The organism is Psychrobacillus sp. OK028 (assembly GCF_900103605.1).
In the GTDB taxonomy this organism is placed as follows: Bacteria; Bacillota; Bacilli; order Bacillales_A; family Planococcaceae; genus Psychrobacillus.
Genome location: NZ_FNHY01000006.1, coordinates 208,584 through 228,062, shown reverse-complemented (window position 1 = coordinate 228,062; position 19,479 = coordinate 208,584). Strand labels below are relative to the sequence as shown.

Here is a 19,479-nt window from a genome sequence, read left to right as displayed (position 1 = left end):
TTGCCAATTTTATAAAGTTATCCATAAAGTGATACAAAAACTATAGGAAAAAAAGCATTGCCAATCGGCAATGCTTTTTTCAAAGCTATTTTTAAGTTTGAAACTCAAGCAAATTCCGGTGATACATTATGAAATGTTCCACTTAAACTTGCGTAATAGGTTAGTCAAAATTATTGTTTTTTATTAAGAGATAGCAAATCCTTTGTTCGATTGAGTATACATGGTAAATTGGTATGATTAAAATGAATGAAATTTAAGAACTTTGTAAGTGTTTAAATGTTTAGTAATTTAATTTTTTCTTCCAGTTTAAAGAGAATAAACTAGAAGAAATAGTAATTATAAAGAGTACAATCACAATAATGAAAACGGTATAGTAAGAACCGCTCGAATCGTAAAGATAACTAAATAATGTTGTGCCGACTGCTACACCTAACGTAGAAGCTGACATAATCGTTGTATAAATTGATGCATAATCGCGTCCGCCGAATACTTCACGGATTACTACTGGAGGGAGTAAGGTAGAACCTGAGAACCCAATACCAAACAATAATGCACCAGCATAAAGCATACCAATTCCGAACGAATCAGAAATAAGCAATGCAACTACACCAATCAAGCCACCGCCAATACCAGCAAATAGAGCTACTTTTATGCCGAATTTATCATTAATTGCCCCAAGTAAGAATTTACCAGCTGTTTGACCAATCGTTACAAAAGTTACTCCAGTAGCAGCCATCGTAGCTGTAAATCCTACTGATTGCACAAAGTTTGGTACATGGAAACTAACCGTTGAAGCCAGACCAAACAATCCAGTAAATAACATAACTAAGTAAAATGCAGGAGATTTCATCGCAACCCCTTTTAAAACTCCTGTTTCAGGTGCTTTTTTTACCTTAGTAGCATTAACTTCAACTTCATCCGCACCATAAGCAGTCATATTTAGTTGTTCTGGCTTTGAACGAATGACAAAAATAGAGAATGGTAAGATTAATATTGCTACAATAATAGCTAATACTATATATGTTGAACGCCATCCAATGGACTCAATTAAGACACCTGTAACTTGAGCGAATATTGCACCACCAACTCCCATAAAAGCCATAGCGATACCTAATGAAGTTCCAACTTTTGCCTTAAACCAGTTGTTCATGATTAATGGAATAGATCCGTAAATTAAGAACGTACTACCAATACCTAATGCGATTCCCGAAATATAAAATGGAAAAACAGAATCATAAGTACCCATTAATCCAAATGCTAACGCGTTAAGAATACCGGCGATTGTTAAAATGTAACGTATATCAAATTTGTTTAATATTTTTCCTGCAAAAGGTAGTAAAATAGTAATCGTTAAATACATTAATGATGTATACAAACTAATATCAGAAACACCCACATTAAAGTCTTCAGCTACTGCACGATAAAGAATCGGTGCGCAGCTAACGATAATACCAACGCTTGCGGCATAAATAGCAGCACTCGCAACCATAATCCACCAAGCATAATGTATTTTGCCTTGCTTTTTCATATTTTCACCTCATTAAAATAGAGAAGCATTAACTATTGCTTCTCTATTTTTTATTTTTAAGTTAATAGAGTTATACAGAAATTATTGAATTGTAAATCCGCCATCAATTGGAACAATTGCACCATTCATGAATTTCGCTTCATCAGATGCTAAAAATACTGCTAAATCTGCTACTTGTTCTACTTGTCCAAATGTACGAGTTGGTACTAGATCTTTAGGAATATCTGCTAAAACATCTTTAGTTAAAGGTGTTTCAATTGTACCTGGGCAAAGGGCATTAATTTTAATGCCATAGCGAGCATATTCGGAAGATAAGTGTTTTGTATATCCAACTACAGCATGTTTCGTAGCGGTATAAGCAGCTCCACCCTTACCAGCAACAAGACCTGCAACTGAAGCAATATTTACGATTGAACCAGTACCACGTTCGATCATGCTTGGTAATACAGCATTTGAAAATTCGAAAACACTTGTTAAGTTAATATTTATCAAGAAATTCCATTGATCTAATGTTGTATTTAAAGATTTCGCGTACTTGTCGAATACACCTGCATTATTTACTAATATATCAACTGGACCAAATGTTTCTTCTGTTACTTTTACGCAATTTAAAATATCTTCGGTTTTCATAACGTTTACTGATATAGCGATAGCTTCGCCACCAAACGCTTTAATTTCTTCCGCAACGGCTTGTGCACCTTCTAAATTTAAGTCAGCTACAATTATTTTTGCGCCTTCTTTTGCAAAGCGGATAGCTTCTCCTTGCCCCATACCTGATGCTGCTCCTGTAATGATAGCTACTTTGTCTTTTAATCTCATATATGACTACTCCCTCTTAGTTTGTTCATATTTTATTCACACTTCTACAAGTTTCATGAAATGTTCACATGTCAGTGACAATTTACATCTTAAACTCGTATTGATATAATGTGAAATACTTATTAATTATCTATATATAACTTAAGGTTATAAGAGGTGAGGCTAATTATGGACTTAAATAAGTTAAAATACTTTTATATAACAGCAAAATTTGAAAATATGTCATTAGCTGCAAAAGACCTTTTGATTTCGCAGCCAGCGTTAAGCAAGGCAATTACAAACCTCGAGGCAGAGCTAGAAATGGACTTATTTTTCCGTAATGGTAAGAACATTTCATTAAATGAAAATGGCAGGTTTTTATATAAAGAAGTAGAGCGTGTTTTCACAGTAATACGTAATTTAGAGCGTGGGTTGGAAGAGAGGCGAGGTGAAGGAGATGGTAATTTATCAATTGTTACAACTCTTCCATATACATTTACAAATATCATTGATTTATTTTTTGATGATTATCCTCATGTGAAATATCAACAAGTTCCGTTATCGAAAGAAAACTTGCAACAGTTTATTGAAAATGGCAAATATGATTTGTGTATTACAACAGAGAAAATAGAACATTCGAATGTTGAGTGGGTGCCATTATTTGAAGAAGAAATTTTTTTAACTGTTCCAAAATCATACAAAGAAGCAAAAAAAGGCACAATTGACTTGACGGAAATGGGGAATATATCATTTATAGGATTAACAGACCAGTATAGTTTTCGTCAATTTACGGATCAATTTTGTAAATCAGTAGGCTATACACCTACGTATCAAGTAGAAGTAGAAGAAGCAACAACGATTTTGCAAATGGTGAAAAATGGACGTGGGGCAGCGTTTACACCTGAAACATCTGTAAATCTATATGAAGATAAAATAAAACACTTAAAAATTGAAAATGGGAAGTTTACACGTACGATTGGCTTATTAAAGCATCGGTATACATACCCGACAAAAATTTCAGAGGCATTCGTTTCGCATTGTCATAGCTATTTTCAGGATATAAAAAAAGATAATTAATATTATATTTATTCTTTCATTTTCTGTGGTGTAGTAATTCTTTTGTTTATCTTAGAGATAGGCCGTGCTAAACCCTATTGTTAAGTACGGCTTGCTTTATTGATTGCAGTGGGCATCGTACGCCTGAAAGGGAAATCAGCGATATCGTTTAAATAGAGCCTATTCTTTAAAAAAATAGAAGCACTGAGTTCTAAGGACACTTATACTTTCATAAAAAAACCCCATAAATGGGGTCTTTAAAAAAAAATTTATTTAGCTTTGTTAAAAAGTTGAACTGCTTCTTTTGATACAAAGAATTTACCATTACTTTGAACAGTTATACTTTTTAGTTCTATTTCTTTGTTGTTGACTTTAATTATATTTTTGTTTACAGGGAATTCTGCAACTTTTTTTCCTTTTGTTACAACAAGTACGGGATTTTGTTTATCAGTTTCATCAATCTTAATTGTTGCCTTATTTGATTTAAATGCTTCTGAAGCTTCCGTATACAATTCTTGGCTTAGCTTTTCCAAATCGAATCCCATAGTTGAAGCCATAATATGAGCAATTTCCGTATTATCTATTAAGCCGACAGGTTTATTTGGACCGTAAGCATATAAGAATACATCCTCACCTGTATGTCCACCAGTTGAAAATCCGATGTTTGCACGATTTGATAATAATTGCACGAAAGTTTTACCAAGGTTTTTTGACTCTAGAAGAGCTGTCTTTTCCGCTTCGGTAGGATTTTCAATACCGTAAAGTGCAGCTACTTCTAATAGATTTGATTTATCAGCATTTAACTTACTTAATGCACCTTCGAGTGTCATCGATGCTTTTTTCAAAGGATTAATATATTCGGAAACAGGAATATTAGAGTAAGTACCAGATGTGTTTACATTACCAATTGTAATTCCACTGTTCCCGTGGTCTGTAACTGCAATAACAAGCGTGTTTTTGTCCTTCTTAGCAAATTCCAATGCTTCCTTAACTGCATCATCAAATGCCAAAACATCACTAATAATACCTATTGGGTCATTTGCATGAGCTGCCCAGTCCACTTTACTTCCTTCTACCATTAAGAAGAAGCCATCTTTATCCTTTGATAACGTACTAATTGCTTTATCGGTCATTTCCGCAAGCGTTGGTTCTTCAGATCTTGTTAGTGGACGATCCATATCATATGCAAGAGCATTCGGAGCAAATGAACCCCATATTTTGTTAGATTTAGTGCTTAAAAATTCATTTCTATCTTCAACGATATCATAGCCTTTGTCATTTAATACATCTACTAGATTTTCTCCATCTTCACGGTTATTTCCTTTAGTGCCAGGCACAAGTGCTTCCAGTCCACCACCGAGTACTACATCAATTCCTTGATAGACCTGTTGTTCGGCGATATTGTCGTAATCACTACGTTGTGTTACATGTGCTGAAAATGCAGCTGGTGTAGCATGCTGAATCTCAGAAGTTGATATCAATCCAGTAGCTTTCCCACTAAGTTTAGCTCCTTCGAGTACATTCGCTACTGGTTTATATGGATTATTTGCTAATGATGGGTCAACCCCAAGTGTATTTACTATTTTAGGTAAGACGCCTACAAATTTATCATTGGTTTTATTTCCTGTTGCTAATGCAGTTCCAGCTGGTGCGGAATCAGTAATAGCAGATTCAGCAGAGTGTGTACTTACTCCGCCTGTCAGAATACTATCTATTGCAAGTGGTTCTCCCTTGTACCATTTTGCTAAGTTTGTAGCTCCAGCACTACTACCGTCCATTACTAGCATAATGACGTTTGTGCCTTTTTTGTTATCGTTTTTAGCTTCAACATGGTCACCTTGACCGTAATAACCTAGTGATCCCAAAGCCACAGCACTTGCGAGAGCGACTCCCATTACTTTTTTGTTTAATTTCATTGTGTATTCCTCCATCTCCATTTTGATAATAAAATTTGGTGAATATTTCACAATCACTTACATAAACGATTATATAGTTGTTAAGTAAATGGGATATTAAGAGAGTGTTAAACTACTAATTACTCTTAGGTTAGTAATATAAGTATGTAACACCTCTTGAAGAGTAACGTCTAATTGTAAAAAAGGGGAGTACATCATGAAAAAGGTCTTTTCACTTTATATTTTATTTATTGCACTCATATTTGGGGGGTGTCAAAACGAAGATAACTCAGCTAATACAGTCGGGGAACATAATAATGTTCCAGACTACACACCTTCATCTGAGGATGTTGAAGATATGCATGGTGAAATAAAAAATAAAGAGAGATTTGAAGAGTTTCTAAATAATGTTGAAAAAGGCAATAAGGATAGTATTAGAGTAGTTAGATATACAGAAGAAGGCGATCCGATGCTTCATGATCTTGAATATGATGGGGAAGTCATAAAATCCACAACAGACACACGAAGAGATAAATTTGGAGCAGGAAGCATTAGCAATGCAACTTGTACTTCAGCAGAGATCGTAGAAACCTCGGAAAGAACTGAATATGTTCTAGAGGGCTGCGATAATACAATAGATAATATTATTTTAGTCACTTGGAAATAGTGGGAGATGGGGTTTCCAAGAGGTTTATTTTTTTAGAATTACAATATCTATTGCTCACACAAACACAATATGTTAGATTATATAAATGAACTGAACACAATATATAGTATGTTAACGATGAAAAGGTACCTTTATGGTTTAAAAGGGAATTCGGTTAAATGCCGAAGCTGTCCCCGCAACTGTAAGTGTGGACGACTGTTGAAACAGCCACTGCGAGCAATCGTGGGAAGGCCAGCAGGAGAATGAAACACGAGCCAGTAGACCTGCCTCTTCATCGGTAAGCAACACTTTCTTCGGGGGTTGAGAGGTGGGAGCGAAGACCGCTATCTCGAACGATTGATATGTCTTGTTGTTTCCTACTTTTAAATCTTGAGCGATGGCTCAGCCGAAGACGGCTGTGACATCGCTTTTTTGTGTTATACACGTTTAAAAATAGGAGGAACTCAAATGACAATCATCTCAAACACAACGAAACAAGAAGTATTACATAATCTAATCAAAGAATTTGGGGAAGAGAAAATTGCTCCGCTTATCAAAACACATGAAAGATGGATACAAAAGCACCCCGAAGGTACAATAGCCGCTTGGTCCAAGTCAATGTCACTGGAAGCTTTAAGCTTTCTAGATGAGCAAGAAACGTACTGGACCTTTGTCGCTGCACGAATCCATTTAGCAGAAGTTTACGAACAAGTAGCTGAACGAAGAAAAACAACTGCCGATGCGGTATACACAAAATTTGCAAAAAATGTACAGGTCTTAAGTGAAAAAGGTATTTACGATAAACGACTTAAAGAAGCGTATGCCCTACCCGAACTTGAACAGCTATCAGAAATCCTCGTACAAGAAAGAGATTATTTATTTACTTATATCGGTGTAAAGACGTTGTTGGATCGCTATGTAGCAAAGGACTTTGATAAAACAATTGTCGAGTTGCCTCAGGAGCGCTGGCTAATAATTGCGATGACTCTTATGAAAGACGAACAAGAAAATCGTATACAGAAAATCAAAGAAGCCTATTGGGCAATGAGCAATCTGTACATGACGGTAGCAACACCAACACTATCTAATGCAGGAAAGCCTCATGGACAGCTTTCTAGCTGTTTTATCGACACGGTAGATGATAGTCTTCAAGGAATATACGATAGCAATACGGACGTAGCGACACTTTCTAAATTTGGTGGTGGTATCGGTGTTTATATGGGGAAAGTGCGTAGCCGTGGGTCTTCGATTAGGGGTTTTGTTGGGGCATCCAGTGGGGTACTGCCTTGGATTAAGCAGCTTAATAATACAGCGGTAAGTGTGGATCAGCTTGGTCAGCGCCAAGGAGCTGTAGCTGTTTACTTAGATGTGTGGCATAAAGATATCTTTACATTTTTAGATTTACGTTTAAATAACGGGGATGATCGCCTTCGTGCGCACGATATTTTTACAGGTGTGTGCTTGCCAGATTTATTTATGGAGAAGGTAAATGCTAGAGAAGAATGGTATTTATTTGACCCTCATGAGGTTCGTCAGCTAAAAGGCTATTCGCTAGAGGATTTTTATGATGAAAAACGGGGGGATGGATCATTCCGCCATAAATATGAAGAATGCGTAAGTGATCACCGTTTGTCTCGTGAAACAGTTCCTGCTATCGACTTGATGAAACGAATTATGCGCTCTCAGCTAGAGACAGGTGTACCGTACATGTTTTACCGCGATGAGGTCAACCGCAGCAATCCAAACAAACATGCTGGGATGATTTACAGTAGTAATCTTTGTACAGAAATCTTCCAAAATCAAAGCGCAACCACATTTGAATCGATTAAACTGGAGGACGATATCATTGTCACTCGACGTAAGCCAGGGGACTTTGTCGTATGTAATCTATCTTCTATAAATTTAGGGAAAGCAGTTCCAGCAGATGTATTGGAAAAGCTGATAAAAATACAGGTTCGAATGCTCGACAATGTGATAGACCTCAATCTGATTCCAGTTCCTCAAGCTCAGCGTACAAATTCTAGGTATAGAGGAATTGGTCTAGGAACATTTGGGTGGCATCATTTGCTTGCACTGAAGAATATTCGCTGGGAATCGGATGAAGCAGTGGAGCTTGCGGATACGTTATATGAAAAAATTGCTTACTTGACGATTAAAGCTTCGGCTGAGCTTGCAATGGAAAAAGGGGCATATCCTTTATTTGAAGGATCGGATTGGCAAACAGGAGTTTATTTTGACCAACGTCATTATGATAGTGAATCGTGGAATGAATTACGTGAGCAAGTAAGCGAAAGTGGAATACGAAATGGTTATTTAATGGCAGTGGCTCCTAATTCGTCGACGTCCATTTTAGCGGGGAGTACTGCAAGCATTGATCCGATTTTCCAAAAGTCTTACTCGGAAGAGAAGAAGGATTATAAAATTCCAGTTACAGTACCGGATTTAAATTCCGAAACTACATGGTATTACAAATCAGCGTATTTCATTGATCAGCATTGGACACTTAAACAAAACGCTGCACGTCAGCGTCACATCGACCAAGGCGTATCGTTAAATTTATATGTGCAAAATACGATTAAAGCGAAAGAATTATTAGATTTGCACTTAGATGCATGGAATAGTGGATTAAAAACAACTTATTACGTGCGTTCTACATCTGTGGAATTAGTGGAATGTGAATCATGTTCAAGCTAATGAAGACAATTATTTGTTATTTAAGCTATAGCGGAAACACAGAAGAAATAGCAGATCTACTAAAAGTGAAATTGGAAACCGATGATATCGACGTAGATATGTACTGCATTGGCTATGGAGTAGTGCCGAATTTATATGAATATGACCTTATTTTTCTCGGAACTTTTACTTGGGATAAAGGAAGTACGCCGGAGGAAATGAAGGATTTTGTAAAAGAGGTTGGAGGCAAGCCCAAAAATGTCTATATATTTGGCTCTGGTGACACACAGTTTGGCGGAGACAATCTGTTCTGTAATGCTGTAAACAAATTAGTTCGTTTTTATAACAGTGAATACCCGGGGTTAAAAATCGAGCAATCACCGAGAGGTAGCCAGGAACAGCTGGTAAGTAAATGGTTAGAAGGAGTTTTGGAGCATGCAAAAGGCAAAAACATTAGAACCTAGAAATCCAAATAAGTCGACGGGAATTTTCAACGGTCAGTCAAGTGGGATATTGAACTGGAACGATATTGCGTATCCTCACTGGCATAAGATGTACAAGCGTTTGCTAGGTAACTACTGGCAGGCAGATGAAATTAATATGTCCAATGATATTAAACAGTTCGCGAGCCTTAGTCATTCGGAGCAGGATGCTTATTTGAAAATAATTGGCTTGCTTGCAACTTTAGATGCACCACAAACACGTACCGCACTGTTATTATCGCTTTACGCAACCGACCCATCGGTTCAATCAATCATGGCAGTAATTGCCCAGCAGGAAGCGGTGCATAATGAAAGTTATTCGTATGTGCTATCTTCAGTAGTATCACTTGATCAACAAAATAAGGCATTCGAGTTTGGGAGAACAGACGAAATTTTACTCAAGCGCAATCAAAATATCGCTAAGTATTATAATAATTTCGTAGAAAAGCCTACGACAGAAAATATAGTAAAAACCTTAACGTATACAACTTTGCTAGAAGGATTATTCTTCTATTCAGGCTTTGCCTACTTCTATAATCTTGCTCGCTATAACAAGATGGTTGGGACTTCTACAATGATTAGCTATATTAACCGAGACGAGCTAGAGCATGGTAGATTTATATCTGAACTGTTTAGAGCTACTCTTTTTGAAAACCCGGAGCTGAATAACCAAGAGCTAATTGGATGGGTATACGAACAATTTAAAGAATCCGTAGAATTAGAAATAGAATGGTCGGAGTATGTACTAGCTGATATTGAAGGAATCGAACTAGATGAAATGCATGGGTATATTAAATACCGTGCCAACAAAATGCTTCGCCTTATTGGGCTGGATGAAATCTACCCAGAATATGTAGAAAATCCAATGAAATGGATACGTGCTTATGCTGATAATATCGATGGTACAAAAACAGATTTCTTTGAGCAAAAATCGCGCCAATACGTAAAAGTAAATGCAATTGATAATGGATTTGATGATCTATAAAAAGGAAAACGCATGGATGGTCGTAAACCATTCATGCGTTTTTGTTTTTGAAATATTTATGTAACATCTAACCATGAGCCTCATTTAATTTATACAGTTGCCTTGACCAAATGCGCTGTTTCTAAGCGACGTCGTATGACAACACCGAACCATGCAGCTAGTACCGCTTTAATAACCCCTACGATAATAAATGGAGCCACACCACCCATAAATGCTGCTGTCCATGTCAAGTCAGCTATGATTTTTAACCAAACTGTACCGAATACCAATGTGACAACCATACCAATTAAGTTTGCTACAATCGCATGTGTGATTGTAATGCCAAACTTTCTCATGTAGATTCCCATAATAATCGCAGATGGCAAGAATCCAACAATATAGCCACCTGTTGGTCCTACTACTATTCCTAGTCCGCCTGACATACCACTGAATACTGGCATCCCTACTGCCCCGATTAAAATATATACGATTACCGATAATACACCTAATCTCATACCTAATATGGTAACGACTAAACCGATTGCAAAAGTTTGTCCTGTGATTGGTACAAGTGGTAAAGGAATCGTCACCTGTGCGAGTATAGCAATAATTGCTGCACCAATTGCTGCTAATACGTATTGATAAGTATCACCCTTTTTCAAAATAAACAGCCCCTTCAAATGTGTTAACTCATTTCAATAAATAGGTTAACACAAAGGTGTGGAGTTGACTAGTGAATTTCCGGATTTTTTTAATGGAACAAAACACTTGATATACTTTTTACACTTGATATAATAAGTATATCAAGTGTAAAGAAAGGAGCAATTTATTTGGCAATTTGCCCCAACTTAGAATATGCATTTCAAATACTAGGGAAAAAGTGGAATGGTTTTATATTGCATTATTTATCAACAAATGAACAAATGGAGTACTCATTTAGTGAACTGAAAAAGGGTATAACAAATATTACTCCTCGCGCATTATCAAGCTGTTTACAAGAACTTATGGAGTATGGATTAGTGAGCAAAGAGGTAACGCTAAGCCCCTCTACTACTATTACCTATCGTTTAACAGATCAAGGAAGTGCATTAGTGCAAGCTTTACGACCGGTACAACAGTGGGCATACGACTATAAAAAAAGTGAAAAGGAGAATTCAAATGAAAAATAATCCAATGGCATGCGATTTAGAGACAGGTATTTGCGGAGTTACAGAAGATAATGAAACAGGTCTAATGGACTTTAGCCGTCCAAATAAAGAGGTGGAGGTATACTTTTTTAGTGATCCGATTTGTTCGCATTGTTGGGCTCTAGAACCCGAAATAGCTAAATTTACTGCAGCTTACGGCGATACGTTTAAAATGCATACAGTGATGGGTGGACTACTGCCTACTTGGGATGGTTTTGCCGATGTTAGCAATGGAATTGGTGGACCGAAGGATGTGGCAGGACACTGGCGAGAGGTAGGCGAACATTACCGTATGCCAATAGATGGTTCTTTGTGGTTGGATAATCCAGTGCACTCATCTTACCCTCCTTCACGTGTATGGAAGATCGTACAATCCGTGAAGGCGGAAGCTGCTGAAATCTTTTTACGTAAATTAAGAGAAGCGGTATTTGCCTTCAATGAGAATATTGCCGAAGAGGAAGTATTAGTACGCCTCGTTAACGAAATAGGATTAGATGGTAAAGAAATTGTAGAAAAGGCGAACAGTGAAGAGGGAGAACGCCTATTACAACAAGACTTTGAGATTGCTCAACGCTTTGGTGTTCGTGGTTTTCCAACGATTATTATAGTTAACAAAGAAAACAAGGGGGTAAAACTGGTTGGTCAACGTAGCTATGAAGATTACACTAATGGATTAATGCAAGCATTAGGACAAAAAGAATTGCTACAAGCAAATAAAGCTCCAGCATTACCAACTTTGCTATCAGATGGAAGACGATTATTCTCAAAAGAGATTGAAACCATTTATGGTATTGAACAAGTGGAAGTAGAGGGGTTTGTTCAACAATCTTTCCCGGAAAACGAAGTTAAATCAGGAACTGTCCTTGGCGAAACATATTATGTACTAGCATAGACAAATTCATAAATGAACAACAAAAAGACCGTATTACTGTGTAATGAAATACGGTCTTTTTGCATGCTAATTTAAGATTTCCACTCTAATACTTCGATGCGATTACCAAATGGGTCATGTACATATATTCGGTCTGCTCCTGGCAGGTCAGTATCTACTACAAAACTTACTTCACTTTTATACAAATGTGCCTTTAATGCATCTAAATTTTCTATTTGAAATGCGGGATGTGCTTTTTTTGCAGGTGCAAATGGTTCTTCAATACCTATATGGATTTGATAAGAGCCAAATGCAAACCAAACACCACCTCGTTTTTTAAGAAGTTCTGGCTTTTCTACTTCTGTAAAACCCAAAACTTCCCCATAAAAATTTCTTGCAGATGACTCTGAACCCTTTGGAGCAGCTAATTGAACGTGATCGATCGATTGAAATACAAATGACATCGTTAATCCCTCCCTATACTTACATTTTACTAAAAAGCTAGTGATAAGGATAATTTATAAAAGTCATCAATAAGTATAAGGAATCCTTATGAAAGCTTGCCTAATATTTTGTTAACCGTATTTTTATTGCGAGCTGTGGAGGGAATACCGAGCTTTCGCTCAAAAAATGCATTTGTAAATTTCGTTTGATGATAATTTTTAGACAGGTTAATAATCACATTTTGTTTTTTCCAAACAACAAACTCATCATCTATTAGGCTTGCAAGCATCTCTTGTTGTTCTTCAGAAATTTCCTGAACTAAAAACATCACATACACTTGCTCTTTCGAGAAGACTGGAAGTTGCACGATTTCCGCTAATTCTTCTTTAGAACGGACAGCGACGGGTATTTCAAATCCATACGATTCTCTGAGAGCTCCTTCTATAAAAGGAACATCAATATCAGGTTGTTCTACAAGTACGTTTCCTGTCTGAATATAGGTTTGTACATTTTTATAGCCCATCTCTATAAAAAGAGACTTCAATGATTTCATGTCTACTTTATTTTTAGCTCCAAGATTGATCCCACGAAGTAATATTACTGATGGCATCCTCATCACCCCTTTGCGAATCTTAATATGCAGCACATTACGTCGTCAATTTCATTCGATCAGTCAGTCACGTACCTGAGTACGCTCCTTACCTCTCACAATTATTTCTTAGTACTGCACTACATCTCAACATTCGTTTAAAATCATAAATCTCTACCTTTATATTAACCAAGCCAGAAGGTATTCGTACAGCTAAAAACTAGCACGAATAAAAACAGTACTATTAGCAAAGCATCCACTTTACCTACTGAAATCACGTGGAAGTAACTACTTCTTCGCTCTCCTGTAAAGCCTCTTGCTTCCATCGCAAATGCAGATCGCTCCGCTTTACGAACAGCACCAGCAAGCAAGGGAATGAGCACTAGACGGGTTGCGAATAGTCTTTGGATAGCGTTTTTCTTTTGGACAACTCCTCTCAACCTTTGTGCTTGTTGAATTTGAATAAACTCGTCCTTTATAACGGGCAAAAACTGAAACCCTACTAAAATGCCATAAGCTATTTTAGGGGATAATTTTAATTGCTGCATTAAACTTAATATGAAAGTAACGGGATTAGTCGTTAAGGCAAATAATAGAGACAAACTAGAAAAGGCTAAAACACGTAGGCTTAAAGATAGTGCATGATCTAACTGGATTTCTGTCACATGAACAAATCCGAATGACCAAATGATAGGACCAGTCGTTTCTTTAGCAAACACAAGTGTCGTCCAAAAATAACCGAAAGCCATGATAAAAAAAGGCAGCATGAACAAAAGCCACTTTTTCCAGTCAATTTGACTGAATAATATTTGAAGCAGAAGTACACTAACCCAAAACACAAGCGGTGTCCATGGGTCAAAGAAGAAAGCCATTGTGAACATGCAAAGAGTAATTACTACAAACTTCACCGAAGGATTCATCCTATGCAAAAGACTTCTCACGTAGCATCAGTCCTTTCGGAGGAAGTAGATGATGTTCAAGCAATAACCGATCGTTTTCCCAAACATCCTTCGCTGGAAACTTTCCGGTTAATCTACCATCATCCATCAATAAAACCGAATCTGCTAAACAATAGGCAAACTCCATATCATGTGTGACGATTAAAAAGGTAGTTCCTTCCTGAGCACGCCCATCGATCAATTGGAATAACTCAGACAAAGCCATAGCATCTTGACCTGAAGTAGGTTCATCCATCAAAATCACTTCTCTACCGTCACAAAGCATTGCGGCAATGGCAACTCTGCGCTTTTGACCGTGACTAATAGCAAAAGGATGAGAGGGGGCAATGTCCATTAGCTTTAGTCGATCCATCAGGTTATCCACATCATATCCACCGCCATATGCTACTTCGTCTTTCACATTTTTCGTTAAAAATAAAAATTCGGGAGATTGTGGAACATAGCCTAGAAACGACGGCTCTACTAAGCCACTAGCAGGTAACAATTTACATAAAGCTTTCAATAAAGTCGATTTCCCACTACCATTTGGACCAACAAGGATTGCAATCTCCCCACGCTGTAATGTAAAGGAGGTAGATTTTAAAAAATTCTTTGTTTCTATTTTAATTGCTTGAAACGAAGTCTCGGACTGCATAGAAGTCATTCTTTTTGAAAGCGCAGATACTTCCTCGCTTTCATTCAAAGGAATAATCCTATCAAAAAAATCTCCCCATAAGTATAAACGATGTTCAATCGCAACAATCGTCAGTTTACGCTTTTGTTGTAGCTGATCTAGCCATTCAATATAATGCTTAGCAGTATAAGGATCTAAATGAGCGATCGGCTCGTCTAACAGCAAAACCTCTGGCTCCATAATAAGTGCGCAGGCAGTAGCAATTTGTTGCTTTTGACCACCTGAGAGCTGTTGAATAATAGAATATCGAAATTCACTCAAATTAGTGAGTGCAAGCACTTCGGTTATTCGATTATCCATTTCTTCCCTCTTCACATGTAAATTTTCCAATGTAAAAGCGAGCTCCTCTTCCACTGTTTGCATGCAAAACTGGGCATCTGGATCCTGAAAAACAGTGGCAATTCGATGATTTATTTCCCCGGGAATGAACGAAGAACTATCCTTCCCCAAAAGCTTAATCTTACCCGTCAAAATACCATCACAATTCTCTGGATATAATCGATTACACAAATAAAGTAGGGTCGATTTACCACATCCACTTGGACCAGTTAACACAACTCTGGTTCCTTTTTGTACTGCAAAAGAAAAGTCATTTAGAATCCATTTTTCCTCATCTGGATACCGAAAGCTTACATGTTCGAAGGATATGACATTATGCACGAACATCACCTTTTTTCGGACGGGAAATAGCATATCCGCGAAGAGAACCAGTTGCCAGTAATCCATCGGCAACCGCTTTACCTCCAACACCCGCGATAAGTGCACCACTTAAAATACGTATGCCTAGCATTAATGCAACATAGCCCATACTAAAAACCGTAAACCCACCTAACAAATATCCATAGACGAAACTAAATATCGAAGATCCTATACCCGCTAGCATTAGAACCCATAGATCAAATCGTTTATACCTTGTAGCAGCAAACACTGCTTCTGCACCTAACCCTTGAATGACACCAGAAAGTATTAATCGTGGACCAACAGCATTTCCTAATAACACCTCGACAGCAGCAGCAATCGTTTCAGAAATGACAGCAGCACCAGGCTTTCGGATAATATACATACAAATTATAGACACGATAAACCAAATACCAAAAATCCACTCATACGCAATCGGTCCAATAAACCCAGCCCAAATATTACCGACATGCAGAAACAATAGATACACAATCCCAAAGACAACCGAAAACAAAGACATAAGAACAATCTCTTTTAGCTTCCATGATTTCAACATATTAGAGACCTCCATGGGAAGGGCTATTAATACTCATCGAAACGGTCATTACTAAATGCTTATATTCTTCAGAGCGAGCATTTGTAAAAGCTTCTTCATAAAAGGCAAATACTTCATGGATATCACCGTGAATACCACTTGCATAATGCATAGATTCATTAAACACACCCATTTCTTTAGCACGATCCACTTCACGATAAATGATGTCCATATAATCCGGGTTATTCATGGGATATAGAGCAAATTGCGAGGAAACATATTGCTTCGTATTATCTATGTTGGCAATTGTATCGTCCTTATCTAGATACACATCACCAGCAGAATCACCTGGGCAACCAGCAGAAAAAGTACCAGACAGAGCAATATGCTCTCCTGTTTTAGCAGCATGCAGTGTAATTGCTTTAGCCACATTGAATACATGAACTTGTTTCCCGCGAATAACCGTTGACACATCATCTGTGTGCATCCACACAGATGATATGTCCGTTTCCTTCAAGGCACCTTTAATCACCTTGATAAAATCATTTGTCATCGGATGTAGCGAAAAACGAAATCCGATAATTGGGCTCAATCCACATTCCATTTAAAAAACCTCCCTATACTTTTTCATAAAAAAAGACCACATCCGTGAAGATGCAGCCACTTATCCAATACAAAAATATTAGGGAAGTCACCGCACTTCCTCACGCAGGTATTATCCTGATCGAGTTGTAAGGGATCGTAGCAAAAAGCTCGCATCTCAGCCAAAGTGGGCACCCCTAGTGCGCAAAACGGTATGTAGTTTTTAATATGCTCAGAGTATAACGTAGCTAGTTGAAGTTGTAAATATGTTTGCAAAATTTCGTACTTTCGTCCATGCTTAATTTAACCCAACAATATGGGGAGAAACACCGGAAAGTTGGAGAGAATCACCTGAATCTAGCTGATAATTATCCGAATCTGCGAGAGAATCACCCGAATCCACCTAACAATCACCGGAACAAATAATTTAAGGAGGAAGAATTTTGGACAAAATATACATAACACGTAAATTACCGGAAGAAATCGTAGAACCGTTAAGAGAAAAATTTGAAGTACATATGTGGCATAGTGAAGAAAAAGGAATGACCTATGAGGAAATAAAAACAAATGCTAAGGACGTACAAGCTCTTTGGACAATGCTGTCTGACAATATAGACCGAGCACTTATAGAAAGTCTACCTAATCTAAAAGTAATTAGTAACTTCGGAGTAGGTTTTAACAATATTGATATAGAAGCTGCAAAAGAACATGGTATTGCCGTAACAAACACTCCGGGAGTACTAACCGAGACAACAGCAGACTTAACATTTGCTCTACTCTTAGCGACAGCTCGAAGAATCACTGAAGTAGAACAAGAAATTCGTTCAGGAAATTGGACTTCTTGGTCACCAATGCAATATACAGGTATGGATGTTTTCGGCGCAACGCTCGGTATTGTAGGTATGGGACGCATAGGAGAAGCTGTTGCAAGACGTGCGAAAGGGTTTGATATGAATGTGTTATATCATAATCGCACTAGAAAATTGGATGCGGAAGAAACATATGGTTTTACTTATGCGGAATTAGACGACTTACTAAAGAAATCTGATTTTGTCATTCTATTAACTCCGCTGACACCGGAAACAAAGGGATTAATAGGTGAGCGAGAACTGAATCTTATGAAGGAAACCTCGGCTATTATTAATGTTGCACGAGGTAGCATTGTAGACGAAAAAGCACTATACGATGCACTAGTAAACAAAAAGATTTGGGCTGCAGGGATGGATGTATTTGAACAAGAGCCTGTTCCGGTTAATCATCCACTGCTAACACTACCGAATGTAACGATGTCCCCTCATATCGGCAGTGCTAGTATACGAACTCGTCTTGCTATGATGCAAATGAACTCAAAAGATATAGAAGCAGTATTGGAAGGTAAACAACCTAAAAATCGAGTAGTCTAATACTTAAGTAGTGGTCCCTTATAGACAAGGACCACTCTTTCTTTTTTATTTAACAATTTAAAAAATCGAATTAATCTTATGGCTCAAATTTCCTCTTATAATTCTCCTTTAAACGATAAAATACGAAAAATTCAAGATTGTGCCATAGTACCTAATGAAGATATTTAAAAACACAATAAATACTATATAAATAGTACATGTAAACTATATATGTAGATATAAATATTCAGTTTTTTAAAATAATTCCCCATGTTTCTTCTTCATTCATTTGCTTCAATCCAAAAACTCTAGTAACATAAAAAACCATAAAATAGACATACCATAATTATGGAAATTTTGGTGGTGTAGGGTATTAAAAAAATGTAGGATTAAAATCTAGAAAAAAGGGTATGTAATTGGAGAGTAGGACTATATGTCTAATTTATTTTAATAGAGAAAAGGGGAAAAAAGATGAGAAAGTTATTGTTGTTTGTTTCAATGTGCACACTTTTAGTACTGGGCGCATGCAGTAGTGAATCGAGCAAAGACAGTATTGAAGTGATTAAATTTGCAGATGCAGGATGGGATAGCATTCGTGTCCACAATAGTATTGCCCAACTAATAGTTGAAGAGGGTTATGGATATAAAACCGAAGTTACAAGTGGAACTACAGCAGCGACGTTACAATCACTTGAACAGGGTGACATCAATGTTTATATGGAAATATGGACAGATAATACAAAGGAAGTTTATGAAAAAGCAATAGATAGTGGAAAAATTGTGAAGTTAGCAACTAATTTCAACGATAATTCGCAAGGACTTTATGTTCCAACTTATGTGATAGAAGGAGATGCAGAAAGAGGAATTGAAGCAGTTGCACCTGATTTAAAAACTGTACAAGACCTTGAGAAATATCCAGAGCTTTTCCAAGATCCTGAAGATAGCACCAAAGGAAGAATAATTGGTGCACCGTCTAGTTGGGTAGTAAGTGAACACTTGGAGACGAAACTTGAAACATATGGTCTTGATGCAAAATACAATTACTTAGCCCCAGGATCAGACTCTGCAATCGTAGCAGACTTAGCAGGAGCATATAAAAAGGGACAACCATGGGTAGGGTATTACTGGTCACCAACTTGGGTAACTGCAAGCTATGATTTAACATTGCTTGAGGATGAACCATATGATGAAGCAACTTGGGAAGAATCTAAAGGAACTGAATTCCCTCCAAATGATGTAGTTATAGCTGTACATAAAGATTTACCAACACAAGCAAAAAATGTTACGGATTTCTTAAGCAAATATGAAACTAGTAATGCATTAACAGAAGAAGCATTGGCTTATATGAACGAAAACGAAGTAGAACCAGATGAAGCCGCACTTTGGTGGATGAAAGAGCATGAAGACCTTTGGACAACATGGGTGTCTGAGGAAGCCGCAGAAAAAGTGAAAGCAGCTTTAAACTAATTCATGATTAAAGTAATCTATCCCAAAAAAGGTGAGGTGAAGGAGACTGTTCTTTTTGATACAGTCCAAA

The 19,479-nt window shown here is 37.2% G+C and carries 19 protein-coding genes and 2 riboswitches; of the genes, 9 read left to right on the top strand and 10 right to left on the bottom strand.

Annotated features, from left to right (window positions below):
• Positions 1–280: 280 nt before the first annotated feature.
• On the bottom strand, positions 281–1,528 hold the full coding sequence (locus BLR36_RS12130) for an MFS transporter (RefSeq protein ID WP_093061994.1): 1,248 nt from the start codon (positions 1,526–1,528) through the stop codon (positions 281–283).
• 81 nt (positions 1,529–1,609) lie between these two features.
• Entirely contained in the window at positions 1,610–2,347 is a 738-nt protein-coding gene (locus tag BLR36_RS12125; RefSeq protein WP_093061993.1) for an SDR family NAD(P)-dependent oxidoreductase, read from the bottom strand.
• 168 nt (positions 2,348–2,515) lie between these two features.
• Here BLR36_RS12125 and BLR36_RS12120 point away from each other — a divergent pair, with 168 nt between their 5' ends.
• A complete protein-coding gene (locus tag BLR36_RS12120) occupies positions 2,516–3,403 on the top strand; it encodes a LysR family transcriptional regulator (RefSeq protein ID WP_093061992.1) in 888 nt (295 codons plus the stop codon).
• A gap of 248 nt (positions 3,404–3,651) precedes the next feature.
• On the opposite strand, the gene BLR36_RS12115 is transcribed toward BLR36_RS12120, so the two are convergent.
• Complete coding sequence (locus BLR36_RS12115; RefSeq protein ID WP_093061991.1) at positions 3,652–5,298, bottom strand: alkaline phosphatase; 1,647 nt, start codon at positions 5,296–5,298, stop codon at positions 3,652–3,654.
• A gap of 196 nt (positions 5,299–5,494) precedes the next feature.
• Here BLR36_RS12115 and BLR36_RS12110 point away from each other — a divergent pair, with 196 nt between their 5' ends.
• From BLR36_RS12110 to BLR36_RS12095, 4 genes are all read left to right on the top strand, one after another.
• Positions 5,495–5,944, top strand: coding sequence for a DUF4362 domain-containing protein (locus tag BLR36_RS12110; protein WP_093061990.1), 450 nt, complete (start codon positions 5,495–5,497; stop codon positions 5,942–5,944).
• Positions 5,945–6,050: 106 nt separating this feature from the next.
• Positions 6,051–6,230, top strand: a riboswitch (cobalamin riboswitch).
• A 161-nt stretch (positions 6,231–6,391) separates the two neighbouring features.
• The gene (locus BLR36_RS12105) at positions 6,392–8,617 is read left to right on the top strand and encodes a ribonucleoside-diphosphate reductase subunit alpha (protein WP_093061989.1); all 2,226 of its coding nucleotides are present in this window, start codon (positions 6,392–6,394) and stop codon (positions 8,615–8,617) included.
• Positions 8,605–9,060 carry a flavodoxin gene (locus BLR36_RS12100; protein WP_093061988.1) on the top strand — a complete coding sequence of 152 codons (456 nt, stop codon included), beginning with the start codon at positions 8,605–8,607 and terminating at the stop codon, positions 9,058–9,060. The genes BLR36_RS12105 and BLR36_RS12100 overlap by 13 nt, the downstream gene beginning before the upstream one ends.
• Positions 9,032–10,063, top strand: coding sequence for a ribonucleotide-diphosphate reductase subunit beta (locus BLR36_RS12095; RefSeq protein ID WP_093061987.1), 1,032 nt, complete (start codon positions 9,032–9,034; stop codon positions 10,061–10,063). The genes BLR36_RS12100 and BLR36_RS12095 overlap by 29 nt, the downstream gene beginning before the upstream one ends.
• An 89-nt stretch (positions 10,064–10,152) precedes the next feature.
• Here BLR36_RS12095 and BLR36_RS12090 read toward each other — a convergent pair whose 3' ends face one another.
• Positions 10,153–10,704, bottom strand: a complete 552-nt coding sequence (locus BLR36_RS12090; RefSeq protein ID WP_093061986.1) for a biotin transporter BioY — start codon at positions 10,702–10,704, stop codon at positions 10,153–10,155.
• A gap of 168 nt (positions 10,705–10,872) precedes the next feature.
• Here BLR36_RS12090 and BLR36_RS12085 point away from each other — a divergent pair, with 168 nt between their 5' ends.
• Both BLR36_RS12085 and BLR36_RS12080 read left to right on the top strand, forming a co-directional pair.
• Entirely contained in the window at positions 10,873–11,211 is a 339-nt protein-coding gene (locus tag BLR36_RS12085; RefSeq protein ID WP_093061985.1) for a winged helix-turn-helix transcriptional regulator, read from the top strand.
• The gene (locus BLR36_RS12080; protein WP_093061984.1) at positions 11,201–12,121 is read left to right on the top strand and encodes a DsbA family oxidoreductase; all 921 of its coding nucleotides are present in this window, start codon (positions 11,201–11,203) and stop codon (positions 12,119–12,121) included. The genes BLR36_RS12085 and BLR36_RS12080 overlap by 11 nt, the downstream gene beginning before the upstream one ends.
• Before the next feature lie 71 nt (positions 12,122–12,192).
• On the opposite strand, the gene BLR36_RS12075 is transcribed toward BLR36_RS12080, so the two are convergent.
• From BLR36_RS12075 to BLR36_RS12050, 6 genes are all read right to left on the bottom strand, one after another.
• Positions 12,193–12,564: a VOC family protein gene (locus tag BLR36_RS12075; RefSeq protein ID WP_093061983.1), complete on the bottom strand. Its 372-nt coding sequence runs from the start codon at positions 12,562–12,564 to the stop codon at positions 12,193–12,195.
• An 86-nt stretch (positions 12,565–12,650) separates the two neighbouring features.
• Complete coding sequence (locus tag BLR36_RS12070) at positions 12,651–13,154, bottom strand: DUF1697 domain-containing protein (protein ID WP_175454066.1); 504 nt, start codon at positions 13,152–13,154, stop codon at positions 12,651–12,653.
• A 164-nt stretch (positions 13,155–13,318) separates the two neighbouring features.
• Complete coding sequence (locus BLR36_RS12065; protein ID WP_371326721.1) at positions 13,319–14,041, bottom strand: energy-coupling factor transporter transmembrane component T family protein; 723 nt, start codon at positions 14,039–14,041, stop codon at positions 13,319–13,321.
• Positions 14,042–14,054: 13 nt separating this feature from the next.
• Complete coding sequence (locus BLR36_RS12060) at positions 14,055–15,431, bottom strand: ABC transporter ATP-binding protein (protein ID WP_093061980.1); 1,377 nt, start codon at positions 15,429–15,431, stop codon at positions 14,055–14,057.
• Positions 15,418–15,999: an ECF transporter S component gene (locus tag BLR36_RS12055; RefSeq protein ID WP_093061979.1), complete on the bottom strand. Its 582-nt coding sequence runs from the start codon at positions 15,997–15,999 to the stop codon at positions 15,418–15,420. Before BLR36_RS12055 ends, BLR36_RS12060 begins: the two co-directional genes overlap by 14 nt.
• A gap of 1 nt (position 16,000) precedes the next feature.
• On the bottom strand, positions 16,001–16,582 hold the full coding sequence (locus BLR36_RS12050; protein WP_093061978.1) for a YkoF family thiamine/hydroxymethylpyrimidine-binding protein: 582 nt from the start codon (positions 16,580–16,582) through the stop codon (positions 16,001–16,003).
• A gap of 80 nt (positions 16,583–16,662) precedes the next feature.
• Positions 16,663–16,769: riboswitch (TPP riboswitch) on the bottom strand.
• A 231-nt stretch (positions 16,770–17,000) separates the two neighbouring features.
• Here BLR36_RS12050 and BLR36_RS12045 point away from each other — a divergent pair.
• Complete coding sequence (locus BLR36_RS12045) at positions 17,001–17,963, top strand: 2-hydroxyacid dehydrogenase (RefSeq protein WP_093061977.1); 963 nt, start codon at positions 17,001–17,003, stop codon at positions 17,961–17,963.
• Positions 17,964–18,413: 450 nt separating this feature from the next.
• A complete protein-coding gene (locus BLR36_RS12040; RefSeq protein WP_093061976.1) occupies positions 18,414–19,409 on the top strand; it encodes an ABC transporter substrate-binding protein in 996 nt (331 codons plus the stop codon).
• Positions 19,410–19,479 lie beyond the last annotated feature (70 nt).

Bases quoted from the DNA above. Each gene is read 5' to 3' on its own strand.
- BLR36_RS12130 (WP_093061994.1), bottom strand. From the start codon at position 1,528: ATGAAAAAGCAAGGCAAAATACATTATGCTTGGTGGATTATGGTTGCG.
- BLR36_RS12125 (WP_093061993.1), bottom strand. From the start codon at position 2,347: ATGAGATTAAAAGACAAAGTAGCTATCATTACAGGAGCAGCATCAGGT.
- BLR36_RS12120 (WP_093061992.1), top strand. From the start codon at position 2,516: ATGGACTTAAATAAGTTAAAATACTTTTATATAACAGCAAAATTTGAA.
- BLR36_RS12115 (WP_093061991.1), bottom strand. From the start codon at position 5,298: ATGAAATTAAACAAAAAAGTAATGGGAGTCGCTCTCGCAAGTGCTGTG.
- BLR36_RS12110 (WP_093061990.1), top strand. From the start codon at position 5,495: ATGAAAAAGGTCTTTTCACTTTATATTTTATTTATTGCACTCATATTT.
- BLR36_RS12105 (WP_093061989.1), top strand. From the start codon at position 6,392: ATGACAATCATCTCAAACACAACGAAACAAGAAGTATTACATAATCTA.
- BLR36_RS12100 (WP_093061988.1), top strand. From the start codon at position 8,605: ATGTTCAAGCTAATGAAGACAATTATTTGTTATTTAAGCTATAGCGGA.
- BLR36_RS12095 (WP_093061987.1), top strand. From the start codon at position 9,032: ATGCAAAAGGCAAAAACATTAGAACCTAGAAATCCAAATAAGTCGACG.
- BLR36_RS12080 (WP_093061984.1), top strand. From the start codon at position 11,201: ATGAAAAATAATCCAATGGCATGCGATTTAGAGACAGGTATTTGCGGA.
- BLR36_RS12075 (WP_093061983.1), bottom strand. From the start codon at position 12,564: ATGTCATTTGTATTTCAATCGATCGATCACGTTCAATTAGCTGCTCCA.
- BLR36_RS12070 (WP_175454066.1), bottom strand. From the start codon at position 13,154: ATGCCATCAGTAATATTACTTCGTGGGATCAATCTTGGAGCTAAAAAT.
- BLR36_RS12060 (WP_093061980.1), bottom strand. From the start codon at position 15,431: ATGTTCGTGCATAATGTCATATCCTTCGAACATGTAAGCTTTCGGTAT.
- BLR36_RS12055 (WP_093061979.1), bottom strand. From the start codon at position 15,999: ATGTTGAAATCATGGAAGCTAAAAGAGATTGTTCTTATGTCTTTGTTT.
- BLR36_RS12050 (WP_093061978.1), bottom strand. From the start codon at position 16,582: ATGGAATGTGGATTGAGCCCAATTATCGGATTTCGTTTTTCGCTACAT.
- BLR36_RS12040 (WP_093061976.1), top strand. From the start codon at position 18,414: ATGAGAAAGTTATTGTTGTTTGTTTCAATGTGCACACTTTTAGTACTG.